Source organism: Pseudomonas sp. P106(2024), from assembly GCF_057480815.1.
In genome coordinates, this window is record NZ_JBLIYU010000028.1 from 1 (window position 1) to 20,100 (window position 20,100).

10 protein-coding genes and 1 rRNA gene are annotated in these 20,100 nt (G+C 63.7%); 8 read left to right on the top strand and 3 right to left on the bottom strand.

Translation table 11 applies throughout. The features are described from left to right. On the top strand, nucleotides 1-8,589 hold an 8,589-nt coding region (locus tag AC25M7_RS25030), incomplete at its 5' end, for an immunoglobulin-like domain-containing protein (RefSeq protein WP_486971600.1). A 160-nt stretch (nucleotides 8,590-8,749) separates the two neighbouring features. Further along, complete coding sequence (locus AC25M7_RS25035; RefSeq protein ID WP_028693096.1) at nucleotides 8,750-9,091, top strand: hypothetical protein; 342 nt, start codon at nucleotides 8,750-8,752, stop codon at nucleotides 9,089-9,091. Between the two features lie 58 nt (nucleotides 9,092-9,149). On the opposite strand, the gene lapD is transcribed toward AC25M7_RS25035, so the two are convergent. Continuing rightward, nucleotides 9,150-11,096 carry a cyclic di-GMP receptor LapD gene (lapD, locus tag AC25M7_RS25040; protein WP_486971601.1) on the bottom strand — a complete coding sequence of 649 codons (1,947 nt, stop codon included), beginning with the start codon at nucleotides 11,094-11,096 and terminating at the stop codon, nucleotides 9,150-9,152. 10 nt (nucleotides 11,097-11,106) lie between these two features. Then, complete coding sequence (lapG, locus tag AC25M7_RS25045; protein WP_232854099.1) at nucleotides 11,107-11,808, bottom strand: cysteine protease LapG; 702 nt, start codon at nucleotides 11,806-11,808, stop codon at nucleotides 11,107-11,109. A gap of 271 nt (nucleotides 11,809-12,079) precedes the next feature. On the opposite strand from lapG, the gene AC25M7_RS25050 reads away from it, so the two are divergent. The 6 genes from AC25M7_RS25050 (at nucleotide 12,080) to AC25M7_RS25075 (ending at nucleotide 19,661) form a co-directional block, all read left to right on the top strand. Further along, the gene (locus AC25M7_RS25050) at nucleotides 12,080-12,772 is read left to right on the top strand and encodes a GntR family transcriptional regulator (protein WP_028693093.1); all 693 of its coding nucleotides are present in this window, start codon (nucleotides 12,080-12,082) and stop codon (nucleotides 12,770-12,772) included. Nucleotides 12,773-12,850: 78 nt separating this feature from the next. Further along, nucleotides 12,851-13,417: a hypothetical protein gene (locus tag AC25M7_RS25055; protein ID WP_139121101.1), complete on the top strand. Its 567-nt coding sequence runs from the start codon at nucleotides 12,851-12,853 to the stop codon at nucleotides 13,415-13,417. Nucleotides 13,418-14,017: 600 nt separating this feature from the next. Continuing rightward, the gene (locus AC25M7_RS25060; protein WP_486971602.1) at nucleotides 14,018-14,794 is read left to right on the top strand and encodes a DUF3050 domain-containing protein; all 777 of its coding nucleotides are present in this window, start codon (nucleotides 14,018-14,020) and stop codon (nucleotides 14,792-14,794) included. Further along, complete coding sequence (locus AC25M7_RS25065) at nucleotides 14,791-15,720, top strand: diiron oxygenase (RefSeq protein ID WP_028693090.1); 930 nt, start codon at nucleotides 14,791-14,793, stop codon at nucleotides 15,718-15,720. Before AC25M7_RS25060 ends, AC25M7_RS25065 begins: the two co-directional genes overlap by 4 nt. A gap of 10 nt (nucleotides 15,721-15,730) precedes the next feature. Next, a complete protein-coding gene (locus AC25M7_RS25070; RefSeq protein WP_028693089.1) occupies nucleotides 15,731-19,162 on the top strand; it encodes an amino acid adenylation domain-containing protein in 3,432 nt (1,143 codons plus the stop codon). Nucleotides 19,163-19,193: 31 nt separating this feature from the next. Then, nucleotides 19,194-19,661, top strand: coding sequence for an SRPBCC family protein (locus AC25M7_RS25075; RefSeq protein WP_028693088.1), 468 nt, complete (start codon nucleotides 19,194-19,196; stop codon nucleotides 19,659-19,661). A gap of 344 nt (nucleotides 19,662-20,005) precedes the next feature. On the opposite strand, the gene rrf is transcribed toward AC25M7_RS25075, so the two are convergent. Then, nucleotides 20,006-20,100 (bottom strand): 5S ribosomal RNA (gene rrf, locus AC25M7_RS25080); the annotation flags it as partial.

Genomic DNA, 20,100 nt, shown 5'->3' on the forward strand with positions numbered 1-20,100 from the left:
GACAAGGTCACCGTCACCATCGTCGGCAAAGGCGATGTCACCGAAGACCAGCAGCCGGCCTTCACCGTCAAGGTCAGCCAGAAGCTCGACCATGACCTGACTGTCACTCTGTCCAATGGCGACAAGGTGGTCATCCCTGCTGGCCAGACCGAAGCCGAGTACAAGGCCAAGGCCCAAGGCGACGACGTCTTCAAAGACGGCGACACCCTGACCGTCGGCATCACCGATGCCGCCGTTGACGGTAAGGCCTTCGAAAACCTGGAGCTGGGTGGCAACGCCTCGGTGCAGATCACCGACACTATCAGTGAAGTGGTTGCAACCCTCACCGCCGACAAGACCACCGTCACCGAAGGTGGCCAGATCACTTACACCGTGACCCTGACCAATGCCCAAGGTCTGCCGGTCAATGGCCACAACGGCCTGACCTTCACCCTGACCGATGGCACCAAGGTCACCATCCCCGCTGGCAGCGCCAGCGGCACCTTCACCATCACTGCACCGGACGACGTGTTCGTTGGTGGTCAACCGACCATTACCAACAAACTGGAAAGCGTGACAGGTGCCGACAACTTCGAAAAACTGACCCTGGGTCAGGATGAAGTGAAGACATCGGTCACTGACGAACCGGGCACCGGCACTCCAGGCACCGACAACCAAGGCGACAAGGTCACCGTCACCATCGTCGGCAAAGGCGATGTCACCGAAGACCAGCAGCCGGCCTTCACCGTCAAGGTCAGCCAGAAACTGGACCACGACCTGACCGTGACTCTGTCGAATGGCGACAAGGTCGTGATCCCTGCCGGTCAGACCGAGGCCGAGTACAAGGCGAAAGCCCAAGGTGATGACGTCTTCAAAGACGGCGATACCCTGACCGTCGGCATCACCGATGCCGCTGTCGATGGCAAAGCCTTCGAGAACCTCGAGCTGGGCGGCAACGCCTCGGTACAGATCACCGACACTGTCAGCGAAGTGGTCGCCACCCTCACCGCCGACAAGACCACCGTCACCGAAGGCGGCCAGATCACCTACACCGTGACCCTGACCAACGCCCAGGGTCTGCCGGTCAATGGCCATAACGGCCTAACCTTCACCCTGACCGATGGCACCAAGGTCACCATCCCCGCTGGCAGCGCCAGCGGTACCTTCACCATCACTGCACCGGACGACGTGTTCGTCGGTGGCCAGCCGAGCATCGTCAACAAGATCGAATCGGTTGCCGGTGGCGATAACTTCGAGAAGCTGACCCTCGGTGACAACACCGTCACCACGAGCGTGACCGATGAGCCGGGTACCGGCACCCCAGGCACTGACAACCAGGGTGACAAGGTCGCCGTTACCATCGTCGGCAACGGCAACGTCACCGAAGACCAGCAGCCATCGTTCACCGTCAAGGTCAGCCAGAAACTTGGCCAGGACCTGACCGTCACCCTGAGCAATGGCGACAAAGTCGTCATTCCAGCCGGTCAGACCCAGGTCGAGTACAAAGCCGCAGCCCAGGGCGACGACGTGTTCAAGGATGGCAGCTCGCTGACCGTCGGCATCACCGATGCCACAGTCACCGGCAAGACCTTCGAGAACCTCGAGCTGGGTGGCAACGCCACCGTGCAGATCACCGACACCATCAGTGAAGTGGTCGCCACCCTGTCCGCCGACAAGACCACCGTGTCCGAAGGCGGCCAGATCACCTACACCGTGACCCTGACCAATGCCCAGGGCCTGTCGGTCACCGGCCACAACGGCCTGACCTTTACCCTCAGCGACGGCACCAAGGTCACCATCCCGGCCGGCAGCGCCAGCGGTACCGCCATCATCACGGCGCCTGACGACGTCTTCGTTGGCGGCCAAGCCACCATCAGCAACAAGATCACCGGCGTCACCGGTGCCGACAACTTCGAGAAACTGACCCTGGGTCAGAACGAAGTGCAGACCTCCGTGACCGACGAGCCGGGCACCGGAACTCCAGGCACCGACAACCAGGGCGACAAGGTCTCCGTCACCATCGTCGGCAACGGCAACGTCACCGAAGACCAGCAGCCGTCGTTCACCGTCAAGGTCAGCCAGAAGCTTGGCTACGACCTGACCGTCACCCTGTCCAACGGCGACAAGGTGGTGATCCCGGCAGGTCAGACCCAGACCGAGTACAAGGCCGCCGCACAGGGCGACGACGTGTTCAAGGACGGCAGCTCGCTGACCGTCGGTATCACCGATGCCACGGTTCCGGGCCATACCTTCGAGAACCTCGAGCTGGGTGGCAACGCCACCGTGCAAATCACCGACACCATCAGTGAAGTCGTGGCCACCTTGTCCGCCGACAAGACCACCGTTTCCGAAGGCGGCCAGATCACCTACACCGTGACCCTGACCAACGCCCAGGGCCTGTCGGTCACCGGCCACAATGGCCTGACCTTCACCCTGACCGACGGTACCAAGGTCACCATCCCGGCCGGCAGCGCCAGCGGCACCTTCACCATCACCGCCGCGGACGATGTATTCGTCGGCGGTCAGCCGACCATCAGCAACAAGATCACTGGTGTCACCGGTGCCGACAACTTCGAGAAACTGACCCTGGGTCAGAACGAAGTGAAGACTACCGTCACCGACGAACCAGGTTCGGGCACCCCAGGCACCGACAACCAGGGCGACAAGGTCTCGGTCACCATCGTCGGCAACGGCAACGTCAACGAAGCCCAGCAGCCGTCGTTCACCGTCAAGGTCAGCCAGAAGCTCGACCAGGACCTGACCGTCACCCTGAGCAATGGCGCCAAGGTGATCATCCCGGCCGGCCAGACCCAGGTCGAGTACAAGGCCAACGCCCAAGGTGATGATGTGTTCAAGGACGGCAGCTCGCTGACCGTCGGCATCACCGATGCCACGGTCACCGGCAAGACCTTCGAGAATCTGGAACTGGGCGGCAACGCCACCGTGCAGATCACCGACACCATCAGTGAAGTCGTGGCCACCTTGTCCGCCGACAAGACCACCGTCACTGAGGGTGGCCAGATCACCTACACCGTGACCCTGACCAACGCCCAGGGCCTGTCGGTCACCGGTCATAACGGCCTGACCTTCACCCTGTCCGACGGCACCAAGGTCACCATCCCAGCCGGCAGCGCCACTGGCACCGCCACCATCACCGCACCGGACGACGTGTTCGTCGGCGGCCAGGCCACCATCAGCAACAAGATCACCGGCGTCACCGGTGCCGACAACTTCGAGAAACTGACCCTGGGTCAGAACGAAGTGAAGACCTCGGTCACCGACGAACCGGGCTCGGGCACTCCAGGCACCGACAACCAGGGCGACAAGGTCTCGGTCACCATCGTCGGCAACGGCGATGTCAACGAAGCCCAGCAGCCGTCGTTCACCGTCAAGGTCAGCCAGAAGCTCGACCAGGACCTCACCGTGACCCTGAGCAATGGCGCCAAGGTAGTTATCCCTGCCGGCCAGACCCAGGTCGAGTACAAGGCGCCGGTCCAGGGCGACGACGTATTCAAGGACGGCGGCCCGCTCACCGTCGGCATCACCGATGCTAGCGTGGTCGGCAAGACCTTCGAGAACCTCGAGCTCGGCGGTTCGGCCACCGTGCAGATCAGCGACACCATCAGCGAAGTGGTCGCGACCCTGTCCGCCGACAAGACCACGGTTGCCGAGGGTGGCCAGTTCACCTACACCGTCACCCTGACCAACGCCCAAGGTCTGCCGGTCAACGGCCATAACGGCCTGACCTTCACCCTGACCGACGGCACCAAGGTCACCATCCCGGCCGGCAGCGCCACTGGTACGGTCACCATCACCGCCAAGGACGACGTGTTCGTCGGCGGCCAGCCGAGCATCGTCAACAAGATCGAGTCCGTCACCGGTGGCGGCAACTTCGAGAAGCTGACCCTCGGCAGCAATACCCTGACCACCACGGTGACCGACGAACCGGGCTCGGGCACTCCAGGCACCGGCAACCAGGGCGACAAGGTCTCCGTTACCATCGTCGGCAACGGCAACGTCACCGAAGACCAGCAGCCGTCGTTCACCGTCAAGGTCAGCCAGAAGCTCGACCAGGACCTGACCGTCACCCTGAGCAATGGCGCCAAGGTAGTCATTCCGGTCGGCCAGACCCAGGTCGAGTACAAGGCCGCCGCCCAAGGCGACGACGTGTTCAAGGACGGCAGCTCGCTGACCGTCGGCATCACCGATGCCACAGTCACCGGCAAGACCTTCGAGAACCTCGAGCTGGGTGGCAATGCCACCGTGCAGATCACCGACACCATCAGTGAAGTCGTGGCCACCTTGTCCGCCGACAAGACCACCGTTTCCGAAGGCGGCCAGATCACCTACACCGTGACCCTGACCAACGCCCAGGGCCTGTCGGTCACCGGCCACAATGGCCTGACCTTTACCCTGACCGACGGCACCAAGGTCACCATCCCGGCCGGCAGCGCCAGCGGCACCTTCACCATCACCGCCGCGGACGATGTATTCGTCGGCGGTCAGCCGACCATCAGCAACAAGATCACCGGCGTCACCGGCGCGGACAACTTCGAAAAACTGACCCTGGGTCAGAACGAAGTGAAGACTACCGTCACCGACGAGCCAGGTTCGGGCACCCCGGGCACCGGCAACCAGGGCGATAAGGTCTCGGTCACCATCGTCGGCAACGGCAACGTCACCGAAGACCAGCAGCCGTCGTTCACCGTCAAGGTTAGCCAGAAGCTGACGCAGGACCTGACCGTGACCCTGAGCAACGGTGCCAAGGTGATCATCCCGGCCGGCCAGACACAGGTCGAGTACAAGGCCGCCGCCCAGGGCGACGACGTGTTCAAGGATGGCAGCTCGCTGACCGTCGGCATCACCGATGCCACGGTCACCGGCAAGACCTTCGAGAATCTGGAACTGGGCGGCAACGCCACCGTGCAGATCAGCGACACCATCAGTGAAGTGGTCGCCACCCTGTCCGCCGACAAGACCACCGTCACCGAAGGCGGCCAGGTCACCTACACCGTGACCCTGACCAACGCCCAGGGCCTGTCGGTCAACGGCCACAATGGCCTGACCTTCACCCTGACCGACGGCACCAAGGTCACCATCCCGGCCGGCAGCGCCAGCGGCACCTTCACCATCACTGCCAAGGACGACCCGTACGTCGGTGGCCAGCCGAACATCGTCAACAAGATCGAATCGGTCACCGGCGGCGACAACTTCGAGAAGCTGACCCTGGGCAGCAACACCGTCACCACCAGCGTCACCGACGAGCCGAGCGGCCAGGGCGACCTGACCACCGTCGGCATCAGCGGCGACACCTCGGTGACCGAAGGTGACACCGCCCACTACAACCTGACCCTGAGCAACCCGTCGAAGTCCGAGGTGACCATCACCTTGACCTACAGCGGCACCGCCACCGACGGCCAGGACTTCACCGGCGTGGTCACCGTGAAGATCCCGGCGGGCAGCAGCGGCACCACCTTCGACATCAAGACCATCGACGACAAGCTGGTCGAGGGCTCGGAGAACTTCACGGTCAAGATCAGCGGCGCCGCGGGCGGCGGCTTCGAGAACCTGCAGGTCGACGCCGGCAAGTCCAGCGTCACCACCACCATCATCGACAACGACCACGCGCCGGTGTCGACCGGTGGCGCCGTGACCGGCAGCGAAGACACCGACTACGTGTTCAAGTGGGGCGACTTCAACGTCAGTGACGCCGATGGCAACACCGGCCTGTCGGTGACCATCAGCAAGCTGCCGGACCTGGGCAGCCTGAAGTTCTTCAACGGCACCTCGTGGGTCGATGTGTCGCTGAACCAGAACATCAGCCAGGCCGACATCGCCGCCGGCAAGCTCAAGTTCGTGCCACTGGCCAACCAGTCGGGCGTCGACGGCTATGGTGGCAGCGGCGTGGGCAACAAGCAGGCCGACTACGCGCAGATCAAGTACAAGCCCAACGACGGCACCAACGCCGGCGGCGAAGTGACCATGAAGGTCGATATCGCGCCAGTGGCCGACAAGCCTGACCTGAACATCGGCAACAACAACGTCAACTCCATCGGCCTGCTCAAGGAAACCTGGAACAGCCTCACCGGCCTGGGTAACAACGGCAACGGCATCACCGGCGATGCGCTGAAGAACGTCTTCGCCAACTCCGGCAATGCCAGCAAGAGCGAGACCGTCACCGGCGTCGACACGGTCGCCACCGTGACGCCTGGCACGGGCTCGAAGACCTCCGGCCTGATCTACCTGGAAGCCGGCAAGACCTATGCGTTCAGCGGCACCGCCGACGACAGCCTGCAGATCGTCGTGGGTGGCAAGAACGTCGCCAGCGGCACCTGGGGCTCAGGCAGCGGCGCCATCTCCGGCAGCTTCACCCCGACCACCAGCGGCTACTACACCCTGGAGATCTACAACGCCAACCAGGCCGGCCCCGGCAGCCTGGACGTCAACATCAAGGTGGGCAACGGCGCGGTCACCGACCTCAACAGCTCGAACATCCCGATGTACCCGAGCGTCAAGGACCTGACCAACGCCGGCGTGACCGTCGGCGACCTGCACGGTAGCAACAACCAGGGCTACTACGACGGCTACAAGCTCAACGAAGGCAGTGAGAACGGCGCCCCGGTCAAGCTGGTGGGCATCAGCACCAACCTGACCGACACCGACGGCTCCGAATCCCTGAGCATCAAGCTCAGCGGCATCCCGGCAGGCTCTGTGCTGGCCGACAACGCCGGCCACACCATCACCGTCGGCAAGGACGCGGTGGACGTCACCGGCTGGAACCTGAGTGGCCTGACCATCAAGCCACCGGCCTACTACGCCGGCCAGTTCGACGTGAAGGTCAGCTCGACCTCCACCGAGAGCGTCGGCGGCAGCACCGCGACCAGCGAAGGCACCATCAAGGTCACGGTCTACCCGCAGTCCTACACCACCAGCAACCTGTCCTCGGACAGCGACAACATCACCGGTACCGACGGCAACGATGTGGTGGTGGCCGACGTCACCGGCCTGCACGTGGTGCCAGGCCAGGACTACAACCTCGCCTTCATCGTCGACACCTCGGGCAGCATGGGCTCGTCCGGCGTGGATGCTGCGAAGAAGTCCCTGGAATCGGTGTTCAAGACCCTGGCCGCCAGCGTCAAGGGCGACCAGTCGGGTACCGTGAACATCCTCCTGGTGGACTTCGCCACCCAGGTCAAGAGCAACGTTGCGGTGACCCTGAACGATGCAGGCCTGCAAACCTTGCTCAATGCCCTGAACACGCTCAATGCCAACGGCGGCACCAACTACGAGGATGCCTTCAAGACCACCGCCAACTGGTTCCAGTCTCTCAAGGCCGCAGGGAATACCGGCAGCAACCAGACCTTCTTCATTACCGATGGCCAGCCGACCTACTACCAGGCCAACGAGCAAGGCAACCCAAACCTGGGCACTAGCGGTAACAGCTTCGACAGCTACCTGGCCTCCATCAATTACAAGGCTGGCATGACGGTCAGCAAGTACCTGGACAACACGAACTACATCACCATCGGGAGCGACGGAGCGCTGACCGTACAGACCTATGGCCGGGGAGGCTGGAGTACAACGCTATCGGGTGACATTCGCGCCGACGGTATTGGTGGCTATGAACTGTCGACACGCGGAGGAAGTGGATCCAGCACAAGCACCACCACCACGAACAACTCGCAGGACAGCTTCAAGCTGCTCTCGGGCCTGTCCGAGGTCGAGGCCATCGGCCTCAACAACGGCGTCAACACCAACGACCTGAAACCGTACGACACCGACGGCAAGCCGCAGACCAACATCGACCCGAGCAAGCTGGCCGAGGCGATCCTCGGCCATACCGAAGTCACCCAGCCGGGCAACGACACGGTCAATGGCGGCGACGGCAATGACATCATCTTTGGCGACCTGATGGTCTTCGACGGTGTTGCCGGCACCGGTGTCGAGGCGATCCGCGGCTATGTCGCCGACAAGCTGGGCGTCGACTCGGGCAGCGTGGACGCGCGGGCGATGCACAAGTACATCACCGAGAACTACGCCGAGTTCGATGTCTCGCGTAGCAACGACGGCGCCGATACCCTGCTGGGCGGCAACGGCAACGACATCATCTTCGGCCAGGGTGGCAACGACTACATCGACGGCGGCAAGGGCAACGACATTCTGCTCGGTGGCACCGGCAACGACACCCTGCTCGGCGGCGAAGGCAACGACATCCTGTTTGGCGGTGCCGGCAATGACATCCTCATCGGCGGCAAGGGCGACGACATCATGACCGGCGGCAGCGGTGCCGACACCTTCGTGTGGAAGGCCGGCGACCTGGGCAAGGACGTGATCAAGGACTTCAAGGCCAGCGAAGGCGACCGCCTCGACCTGAGCGACCTGCTCCAGGGCGAGAAGGCCAGCACCATCGACAACTTCCTGAAGATCACCACGGTCAATGGCGAGTCGACCCTGCAGGTCAGCACCGAAGGCAAGCTCAACGCCGCCGGCGGCCTGGCCAACGCCGACGTGACCATCAAGCTCGAGGGCGTGAACTGGTCCAACACCACGATCAACTCGTTGATCAGCGGCGCCGACCCGACCATCAAGATCGACAACTCCAACAGCTGATCCCCCTCCCCGACCACGGCCCGCAAGGGCCGGCGTCGGGGCGCGGGCTTTTCCAGCCATCCCTTCACGCGCATACTCGTGCACCGGGCTTACATGCCCGGTGAACTTTGCCTATGCTGCTGACTACCAAAAAGGATTCATCGTGACGAGGGACGCCGCCATGTTCTACGTGCAACGCGACGCCGAAGGCCAGTTGCTGCGGGTGGAAGCCGCCGCGTTTGACGGTTTTACCGACATGGTCCCGGCAGACAATGCCGAGATCCAGGAATGGTTCGCCGACGACGTTGTCGAGAACAGCCTCAAGCAGCTCAAGCAGAGCGACCTGGACATGATCCGGGTACTGGAGGACCTGATCGAGGTGTTGACCGCCAAGGGCGTGTTCAGCATCACCGACCTGCCACCGGGCGCTCAGGCCAAGCTGCTCAACCGCTCCACCGCACGCAAGGCGCTGGGCGGCCTGAACAACCTGATCGAGGAAGACGAGGACGGCGGGTTGATCTGATCAAACGGCCATTGTTTGCGCCTGTGGTAGTGGCCTGCCCGTTCCCACAGGCTTTAACTTAACGCCAGGGCGCCGGCCCACCGACCAGTTGCCCCTGGATCCCCTGCACACCCATCTCCCGTAGTACCTTCAGCTCCCCTTCGGTCTCTACCCGCTCGGCGATCAACGGCAGGTCGATGCTGTGCGCCGCGCGCTGGATGGCCTCGATGAACAGGCGCTTGTGCCGCTCCTGGTCGATGTTGCGGATGTAGCCACCGTCGATCTTCAGGTAGGCCAGCCCCAGGTGGGCGAGGTTGCCGATCATGCTGAAGCGCCCGCCGAAGCGCTGCAGCGCCAGGCTGAAGCCCAGTGCGCGCAGGCGTCGGGTCAGTTGTTCCAGCGCCGACTGCTCGGGCAATTGCTCTTCGCCGATCTCGAAGGTCAGCCGCCGCCCCAGCGCCCCATGCTGCCCAAGCAGCTCGTAAACCCGCTGCAGCGCCTGGGGGTCGGCCAGGGTCGCGGCCGACAGGTTCAGCGCCAGCGCCTCACCATGCCCCTGCAAGTGCTTGAGCACTTTTTCCAGCACCAGCAAGTCCAGCCGCGCCATCCAGCCGAAGCGCTCCAGCCACGGCAGGAAACGGCCGGCCGCCAGGGCTTCGCCCTGCTCGTCGTGCAGGCGCGAGATGACCTTGTAGTGCAGCACCCGCTCCGGCGCCCTGGCATCCACGACCGGCTGGAAGAACAGCTCGAACTGGCCCTTGCCCAACGCCTGGTCCAGGCGCGTGTGCCAGGCGTGGTGGCTGTCGGCGGCCTGGCCTGCGGCGCCCTGCTCCAAGCATACCCACCCCGGCGCGGGCTGGCTCTCGGCGCGGGCCAGGGCCTCGTCGGCGAGCTTGAGCAACGTTGGCGGGGCATCCCCAGGACTGTAGGGCGCCAGGCCGATGCAGGCCACCGGGTCGACATCGCTGGCGCCGGTCTCGTGCAAGCTCTGCAAGGTGGTTTCCAGGGCCTGGGCCAACTGGATCGCCTCGTCATGCACCATGCCCGGCGCCAACACCGCGAACTCGCCGCCACGGCTACGGGTGATCAGGTCATTGGTTTCGGGGAAGTTCGCACAGGTGCGGCGCAACTGCTCGCCCACCGCCTGCAGCAACTGGTCGGTGCGCTGGCCCCCCAGGCGCGCGTTCAGGCCCGCCAGGTCCTGGACACGCAGCAACAGCAGGTAGCCGGCCCGGGCCTCCTCCAGGTTGCTGACCCGGGCATTGAGCTGCATTTCGAAGTAACGGCGGTTGGCCAGCCCGGTGAGGCTGTCCTGGTACGACTCGGCACGCAGTTTCTCGCTGCGCTCGGCCTGCTCGGTGAACAGCGCCTTGAGCTTCTCGACCATCTGGTTCATCGCCTGCACCACCCGGCGCAGCTCGGGCGTACGCGGCAACTCCGGCAGGCTGAGGAACTCACGGCGGGCAATGGCGTGGGACTGCGCCACCATGTAGTCGAGCGGCCTCAGCTGGCGACGCAGCAGCAGGGCCCCGAGCACCGCGCTCGCCGCGCCGCACAACAACAGCCAGCCCAGGCTGCCCAGAGCGCTCTGCCAGAGCTTGGCCAGGGCAAACATCGGATGGCTGATCACCTCGACCCGCGCCGCCTGCTGCCAGCCACGGCTGACAATGGCGTCACCGCCGGCCGGGTCCAGGCCGATCAGCTGGATGAACCAACCCGGCACGCCACCCGCGTCGGGCTCGGCATGACGCTCGACCAGCACGGCATTGGAGTCCAGGTCGATGACCTTGATGCTCGAATAGTAGCCACTGTCGAAGATCGAGCTGACCATCAGCTCGACCATCGCCGGATCGTCGATGTTCGGCGTCAGCGACAGCGCCAGCGCGGTCGCCGCATCCTGGGCATGGGAACGCAGCTGGTTGACGTACTGGCTGCGCGAGCTCTCCAGGCTGACCATGAAGCTGCCACTGAAGGCGACCACCAGGAACAGGCAAATGGCTAGCAGCAATTGTTTGAACAGTGACATCTGTGCTCCTTCAGTAAACCGGTTCGGCCGGGAACCCTTCGGCCTGCATTTTCTTCAGCAAGTCCTGCCACCGTGACAGGCGCTTGGTGTCCCCGACCTTCTTATTGCCGCCAGCGCCGGTCAGCCACAGGCCTTCACCATTGAAGGCATACACCGGCAGCAGGTCGGTACGCTGGCTGGCCGGCTTGATGGCGTCCATCAGGCTGTCGAGCACCAGAGGCTGGGCCTGTGGGCTTGAATAATAGGTCAGGACCATGTGCGCACGGTTCTGGCGCAGGGCCTTGACGTAGGTGATGCGCAGCTTTTCCGCCGGAATGCCCATGCGCCGCAGGCTGAAATACTTGGCGATGGCATAGTCCTCACAATCGCCCGCGCCCTTGATCAGCGACTGCACCGGCGTGGCCCAGTAGTCCACCTCGTGCCACAGGTCGATGTCCTCGACATAGCGCAACTGTTTGTTGAAGAACAGGTTGACCACCTGCAACTGCTCCAGCTCGCTGCCCTGCTTCTGTGCCGTCAGCAGGTTCTGCCAGGCATCGATGCGTCCCTGGCCCGGGCCCAACGGGCCGTACAGGGCCTGCGCACGGCGGCTGATCTGCGAGAAGTCCCAATCCGCCTGGGTAGCGCCCAGCCACAGGCAGCCGAGCAGCACGGCAAGGCCGAGCCGGCGTACGGTCGCATTGAGGGGCCAAGGTATCGCCACTGCGGACACCTGTTCAGATCAGTCGAAAGCAGCGATGGTGCGGGCTGACGCGGCAAAAGACAATGGCACCGGGTGCCTGTACTGCCAACTGTCGGCAAACCCGCTTCGTACAAGGGCTGGCGACCTTGGCCATCTTCCCAATGCCGGCAACTTGCTTCACGATAGCCGCGTTTCGTCAGTGCGCCATGGCGCACCGGCTTGATCAATCCGTTTGACAAGCGCCCCCTACCCTCACTAGGGTAATTGGATCCAATTTTCATGTTGCCGAGGCGAACCACGCGTGGCTGAGAAACCCAAACTCCTGAGCACCGTGCTGGGCAGCGAGCAGGTACCGCCGCACCTGGCCCGCAGTGTCATAGAAGAGCGCCTGCGCAGTGCCATCCTCGACGGCCGCCTGCCACCGGGCACCGCCGTGCGCCAGCAAGAGCTGGCGACCCTGTTCGGCGTCAGCCGCATGCCTGTGCGCGAGGCCCTGCGCCAGCTCGAGGCCCAGTCCCTGCTGCAGGTGGTGATGCACAAAGGTGCCGTGGTGGCGCCACTGATCGGCGAGGATGCCGTCGACACCTACGCCTTGCGCGTGCTGCTCGAGACCGAGGCGCTGCGCCAGTCGATCCCCTTGCTCGATGCCGAGGACATCGCCCAGGCCAGGGGGTATATCCGCCAGCTCGAAAGCGAGACCCGTCACGCCGAAATCGGCCGGCTCAACCGTTTGTTCCACATGGCCCTCTACAGCAAGGCGCAGAACCAGAAGCTACTGCGCATGATCGAGATCGAGCTCAACGAAGAGGAACGCTTCCTGCGCTTCCACCTATCTTCGATGGGGCTGGGCAAGCTCACCCAGGACGATCACATCGCCCTGGTCGACGCCGCCAGCGACAAACTGGTGGACAAAGCCATCGAGCTCCTGGAAGAGCACCTGAACCACGCCGCGCGCACCATCAGGAGCTACCTCGACAGGCAATCGGGCAACTGATCCTGCTCAACCGCGCAGCCGACCTCAACGACCGCGTCGCTGCGCAGACACGATCCGCCACAAGGAACGGCAGTGCACGTGCAGACGCGACAGGAAATCACGCCCGACCAGCCGTCCAGGATCCGCTTGATCTGCCTGGCCAGCACCCGGCAACAACTTGCCCAGTATCGTACTTGGGCAAGAACCCTCAGCGACCCCATCGAACTGGTCGCGGTCGATGTCCCGAGCATTGCCGACCTGGAACACTCCGCCGCACTGCCCGTGGCCGGGCGCCTGACCCTGGCCCTGCGCGAGCAGCTTGAGCCTTACCTTACACAACCCCACGCCATGTTCGCCCAAGGGTTGGGCGCGCACATCGCCCTAGCCCTGATGCAACAGGTGCAGGAGGCGAGTCCGGGGCAAACCCGTCACTTGTTTGTTTCAAGCTGTGACAGCCCGCAGTTCAGTACCAGCAACCTTCCATTGCACGTGCCGATGACCGTGCTCTACCCGCCTGGCTCCCTGGCGGCGATGCTCGGCTGGCACAGACTGGTAAGGCGAGAGCTGGAGCTGATTGAATTGCCGGGGCAATCGGTCGATGCCTCGCTGCTCAACCAGCGTCTGGTGCGCATCTTCAACAGCCACCTCGGGCTGCTCAGCTACTAACCCTCCCCTCCTGCCATCCACACGCTGATCAGGGTATTTCCACTGCCCGGTCCGTCGCAGGCCATGGCAGTGCCAGCATTTTGGGCACACTCTACTCCCCGCAGCGGCCGCTGATCATCAGACGTGGACCTGGCCGCCTGCCTCCTCATTCACCTGCAGAAGGAATCTGGCACCAGGGCAAGGACCGCACGCGATCAGCCGCCCTCCAATAGTCACTCTCCCATCTCCGTTCATCAGTGCTCCGAGTGAGGCATTCACTCTGTGTCTATTTTTCTGATCGTTATTTATCGGAAGGAGCACATATTGCCAAAATAAAACTTACTCAAAGTTTTATTCGGAAACTTATATTTCAAGAAAAGTCCGAGCGCAAAATAATCAAAAAAACAATTGCGACAAACTTTGAAGTTGTTCTAACTTTTATAGCGCCAGCCAAGGGCGGCCAGGCATCACCGTGGACGCCTTGCCAGACGAGCCCTGCCGGCCTCTACTCGTTGTTCGATGTCGAAATTTCATTCGAGGCATCACTTCGCCTGGAATTTATATAACGAGCAATGTGCAGAGCAACTTAACCCCTGAATGCCATCCATAACGGACCTCATCATGAGCACATTGAAGCGCACACTTTCCGACAAGAAACATGAACTTTCCCTGCACCCACTCTTTTCCGAAATCGACTCGCTGCAGACACTGCGCCGGTTCATGGAAACCCATGTTTTCGCAGTCTGGGACTTCATGTCACTGACCAAGCGCCTGCAGCAGGAGCTGACCTGCGTCAGCCTGCCCTGGCTACCGCCGGCGGACCCGGCCGCTGCGCGTCTGATCAACGAGATCGTGCTGGGCGAAGAATCGGACGGCCGCCTCGACCACGGCCACTACAGCCACTTCGAGCTGTACCTGGATGCCATGCGCGAAGTCGGTGCCAGCACCCAGGCCATTGATCGCTTCATCACCCTGCAGCAGCAGGGCATCACGGCCATCGATGCCCTGCTGCGCTGCGGTGCCAGTGAGGCCGCCCAGCGATTCGTCCGCGACACCCTCGAGGTGGCCCTCGACGCACCGGCCCACCGGGTCGCGGCCGCCTTCCTGCACGGCCGGGAAAGCGTGATTCCGGCGATGTTCCAGCAGATCCTCGACGAGTGGGGCATCGGCACCGAGCAGGCGCCGACCTTCCGTTACTACCTGCAGCGCCACATCGAAGTGGACTCCGAAGACCACGGGCCTGCCGCCGAACAGTTGCTGGCCCGCCTGGTCGACCACGACCCGCTGCGCCAGGAAGACGTCTACGTGGCCGCCATCGCCGCAGTGGACAGCCGCATGGCGCTGTGGGACCGCCTGCGGGCCTCGCTGCAGACGCCTGTCGCCGAGGTCACCCCATGAACGCCCTCGAGTACCGCTCCTTTGCCGAGGCCTGGGAGGCTCGGGCGACCATACGCACCCGGCCCCGGCGCCTGGTGGAGGATGACCAGCGACTGATCTACCCCCTGAGCCGCCAACCCCTGGTGCTCGGCGCGACGTTCCAGCGCGAATGTCCGCAGTTGCGTGATTTCGTGCTGGTGCAAAGCCTCTACAAGTTCATCAACGATGTGGTGATCTTCGAGACCGAAATCGTCGACCGCACCGCCCGGCGCATCGCCAAGGATCGCTTTGCCGTGCGGTTCCCGTTCGCCTGCCGCTACGACGCGATGACCGTGGTGGTGGACGAGGACTATCACGCCCTGGTGGCGATGGACTTCCTGCAGCAGACCATCGCCCTGACCGGCATCGAGCCGATCGCCCTGCCCCAGGAGATCGAACTCAGCCGCGCCATTCCGGCCGTGCTGGACCAGGTGCCCGAGGGCCTGCGCGATGCGCTGGAACTGATCTGCGTGGGCATCGCCGAGAACACCCTGACCGACGATGTCGCGGCCTTTGCCAAGGACGACTCGGTCAAGCCCTCGGTGAAGGGACTGATGGCCGATCACCTGCTGGACGAAGGCCGTCATTCCAGCTTCTGGGCGCGGCTGACGCGCATCTACTGGCACACCGCGCCAGAGACGGATCGTCAGGCGATCGCCAAGGTGCTGCCGCTGTTCCTGCGCCAATACCTGACCAGCGACATCCAGCAGGCTTTCGACTGCGCCCTGATCGCTGCTTTGCCGGTGAACGAAACGGTGCGCCAGGCCTTGCGCGATGAAGCGCAAGGCCTGGCCTACCCAATCAACCACCAGCATCCGCTGCTGGGCAACATCCTGCGTTTCTTCCGCAGCAGCTCGATGCTCGAGTCGCCCTGTGTGCAAGACGCCCTGCGCGACTACCTGCCCTGAGGACCTGGATATGAGACGCCTCGACATACTCCTGGTGGGCAACAGTCCCACCCTGAAGGCATTCGCCCGCCTCCTTGATGAGCACGGCCATGGCCCGGCCACCGTCGACAGCGGGCAAGCCTTGCGCCAGCGGCTGTCGGTCCGGCCAGACCTGGTGGTGGAAGACGGCAGCCTGATACTCGGCAGCAGCGACTGGCAGCCCCTGGGTGACACGCCGCTGCTCAGGCTGCGCCTGGGCGCCAGCTTCGCCGAGCCCCTGCCACAACTGGAAGCCCTGTGCTGGTGCGGCAGTGCCAGCGCCCAGCGGCTGATTCAGCGAGCAGCGATCCACACGCCAAGCTCCGGCAACGGCCAGCAGTTGTGTGAAGACGCCCTGCAGGCCTTGTGTGATCAACTGGCCCTGCAAGTCACCCGTTTTGCCCGCAATCCGGCGCATCTGCAGGAAGCGCCCGCAGTAAGCCCCGGCGACCAGGAGCGCGAGCATAGCCTGGACTGGCTGGAGGCACTGGCCTTCCGCCATCCATTCAACCGCACACTGCGCGCCGACCTGCTGGAGCAGGCCGAAACGAGCCTGGTCGAGACACTGGAGCACAGCCTGCGCCTGCATGCCGAACGCTTCGCCCTGAACCATGGCGGCCAGCGCTCCAGCTATCGCCAGTTGCATGCCCGCACCGTCGCCATCCAGCAGGCCCTGGTACCGCTGCTGCCTGAACCCGGCGAACAGCCACCGGTGGTCGCCGTGTGCATGGACAAGTCGCCTGACCTCTATGCCAGCCTGCTGGCAGTGCTGGGCTGTGCGGCCATCTACCTGCCGCTGGACCCGGCCACACCGGCCGAACGACGCCAGTCGATCCTCGAGGATGCCGGTGCCTGCGTCGTGCTGCATGACGGGCATGTGCCTGTGGATATCCCCCATGTGGATGTTCGCAGCCTCGCTACGACACCGGGCATGCCGTTGCCTGGCCTGGCGCTGCGCCAGGCCGGCGCAGGGCAGGCGTGCGTGGCGATCTACACCTCCGGCACCACCGGCCAGCCCAAGGGCGTGCTGCTCAGCCAGCGCAACCTGGCGCACTTCATGGCCTGGTATCGCGAGCATGTGGCCCTGGACGGGCACAGCCGGGTGCTGCAGTTCTCCACCATCGGCTTCGATGCCTCGCTGCTGGACATCCTGCCGACCTTCCTCTGCGGTGCCGAGCTGGTAGTGCCCAGCGAGGACCAACGCCGTGATCCGCGGCAACTGGTACAACTTATCCACAGCCAGGAGGTCAGCCATGCGTTCCTGCCACCGGCCCTGCTGAGCATCCTGCCCCGCGATCTCCACCTCGGCCTGCGTCATCTGATCACTGGCGGCGACGTGTGTGAGCCGGAGGTCATCACCCGCCTGGCCGGCCAGTGCCGGATGCACAACATCTACGGGCCGACGGAAACCACCGTGCTGGCCACCACCCGGGTGTTCGCCAGCGGCGACAGCAACCGCAACCTGGGCCTGCCCATCGCCAACACCCAGGTGCTGATACTTGACCAGGATCTGCGACCGGTAGCGGAGCAGACCCCTGGCGAGCTGTACATCGCCGGGCCCGGTGTCGGCCTGGGCTATCTGAACAAGCCTGCACTGACCGCCGAACGCTTCGTCGAGCTGAGCCTGCCCGCAGGCCGCACGCTGCGAGCCTATCGCACCGGAGACATCGGCAAGTGGACCGCCCAAGGCATCGAGCTGTGCGGACGGCGTGACAACCAGGTGAAGATCCGAGGCTTCCGGGTCGAGCCCGAGGAGATCGAACACTGCCTGCGCGACAGTCACCTGTTCGCCCAGGTAGCGGTGGTGATCGACGCGCAGCGCCGGATCCTGGCCTTCCTCGCCCATCCGCAGCGGGCCGATGCGCAAGCCGTGTTGCGTGAGCATGCCGAGCGGCACCTACCCGACTACATGCGCCCGATGTTCTACCAGGTGCTGGAGCACATGCCCTATACGGCCAACGGCAAGGTGGACCGCCGGGCACTGTCGGCACGACCACTGCCCCTACCCACGAACGCGCGCATCGCACCGACGACCGAGACCGAGAAGCACCTGCTGCAGCTGTGGAGCGGGTTGCTGGAACTACCACCAGCCAACATCTCCATGGACGACAGCTTCTTCAATCTGGGCGGGCACTCGATCCTGCTGTCACGCCTGTTGCTGGAGGTAAGGGAACACTTCGGCCAAGGCGTGGCAATCAACCGTTTCATCGAGCAGCCGACCTTGCAGCGCCTGGGTGCGCTACTCGACGGCAACGATGATGCGCTGCAGACCTCCCTGGCGCGCCTGGAGCAGGACGCCAACCGCGATCTCGGCTTGCAGGTACTGCCGATGGAACGTCTGGGCGATGTGCACAAGGTCATCGTCACGGGGGCAAACAGCTTCCTTGGCGTGCACCTGGTCGAAGCTTTGCTGGAATGGGGCGCCACCGAAGTTGCCTGTCTGGTACGCCGAGCCGGTGGGCGGTCCGCCGAGGAGCGCTTCACCAAGGCCCTGCAGGACAACCACATCAACCTGGACCTGAGCCGCGTGCGGGTACTCGAGGCAGACCTGCGCAAGCCGCTACTGGGCTTGTCCCAGGCCGATTACGACGACCTGGACAACCACTATGGCGCCTTGCTGCACAACGCCGCGCAGGTCAACCATGTGCTCGACTACGAGGTGCTGGCCGCCGACAACATCGAGCCGTTGTTCGAGTGCCTGCGGCTGTGCGAAGGCCGACGCAAGAAGATCTTCAACTTCGTCTCGACCCTGTCCGCGTGCAGCGCCGTGGACAACGATGGTCGCGTGCTGGAGAGCGATCCGGTCAGTACCCCGCCGATCTATATCCGTAATGGCTACAACCTGAGCAAGTGGGTCGGCGAGCGCATCCTCAGCCGCGCCCGCGAGCAGGGCGTGTGGGTCAACCTGTTCCGCCCGGGCAACATCACCTTCGACAGCCGCACGGGCGCCTGCCAGCCCCAGCGCAATCGACTGATGCTGATGCTCAAGGGTTCGCTGCAACTGGGCCAGGTGCCGGGGCTGGAGATCGACTTCGACCTCATGCCAGTGGACTTCCTGTCCCGTTTCATCGCCTTCCACAGCAGCCGCCACCAGGCTGGCCAATGCGTGTTCAACCTGCACAACCCCGAACCGCTGCGCTGGCGTGACTATCTGGCGTCGTTCCATGCGCAGGGCCATGCCTTCGAGCTGGTGAGCGTCGAGCAATGGCAGCGCCAGTTGGCCCGGGTCGACCGCGACAACGCGCTGTACGACGTCCTGGGCTTCTATCTGGACGGTTTCGAGGAAGACATCGGTGACATCTCCGGCATCGCCCACGACAACGCCCGTGCCGGCGTTCAGCGCATGGGCGCCCGTTACCCGAGCAAGGACCCGGCGCTGCTCAGCCGCGGCTGCCGCTACCTGGCCGACATCGGTTTTATCTGATCCCTTCAATCCACAACAGGAGCAACATCCCATGCAAACACTCAAACCCGACACCCTGATCCGCAACCCGCAAGGCTGCCTGGTGGTTTCCAGCGTCGAGATCGCCGCCCCAGCCGCCAGCGTGTGGAACATCGTCGGCAACTTCGCCGGCTTCCCGGTGTTCATCCCTGCGCTGGCGCACATCGAGATGACCGGCAGTGGCGTGCGCTCGGTGCGCAAGAAGCTGTTCAAGGATGGCAACGTGGTGATCGAGCAGTTGAACAGCCGTGACGAGCAGGCCATGCACATGACCTGGAGCCTGATCTACACCAGCCTGAATATCGGCAACCTGTGGGCTGCCATGCAAGTGCAGGTGATCGATGCCAACCGCAGCCGTGCGACCTGGACCATCCAGGCCGAGCCCTGGGAAGGTGGTCCGCAGGACCTGCCGGGCTTCCAGGCGTTCCTGCAGGGCTTTGCCGACGAGGCGATGGGCAATGTGCGTAACCTACTGAGCTGAGATCACTGGCAGGGGCGTTTGCCCCGATAGCAAAAAGGCCGCTCCCAACCGGGAGCGGCCTTTTTTTGTCTTGGATGTCAGGGGTCGGGGGATGACTGTTCGGGCTGCGCTTTCGCGCAGGGTACAGGTTTTCAAGCATCAGCCCCGCGATCACCGGCGAAGCCGGTGCCATACACCGCATCGCGGGGCTAGCCCGCTCCCACGCTGCTGATGCTTGCAACTTTGTTCCCTGCGAGACAGCCCAGTCCAAGGCGCTGGGTTGTCTCATACAGCAATCACGTGCATTGGTACCCTGAAAAGACAAAGCCCCTGACCGCATCGCGATCAGGGGCTTCGGAATTGAATCTTGACGATGACCTACTCTCACATGGGGAAGCCCCACACTACCATCGGCGATGCATCGTTTCACTGCTGAGTTCGGGATGGGATCAGGTGGTTC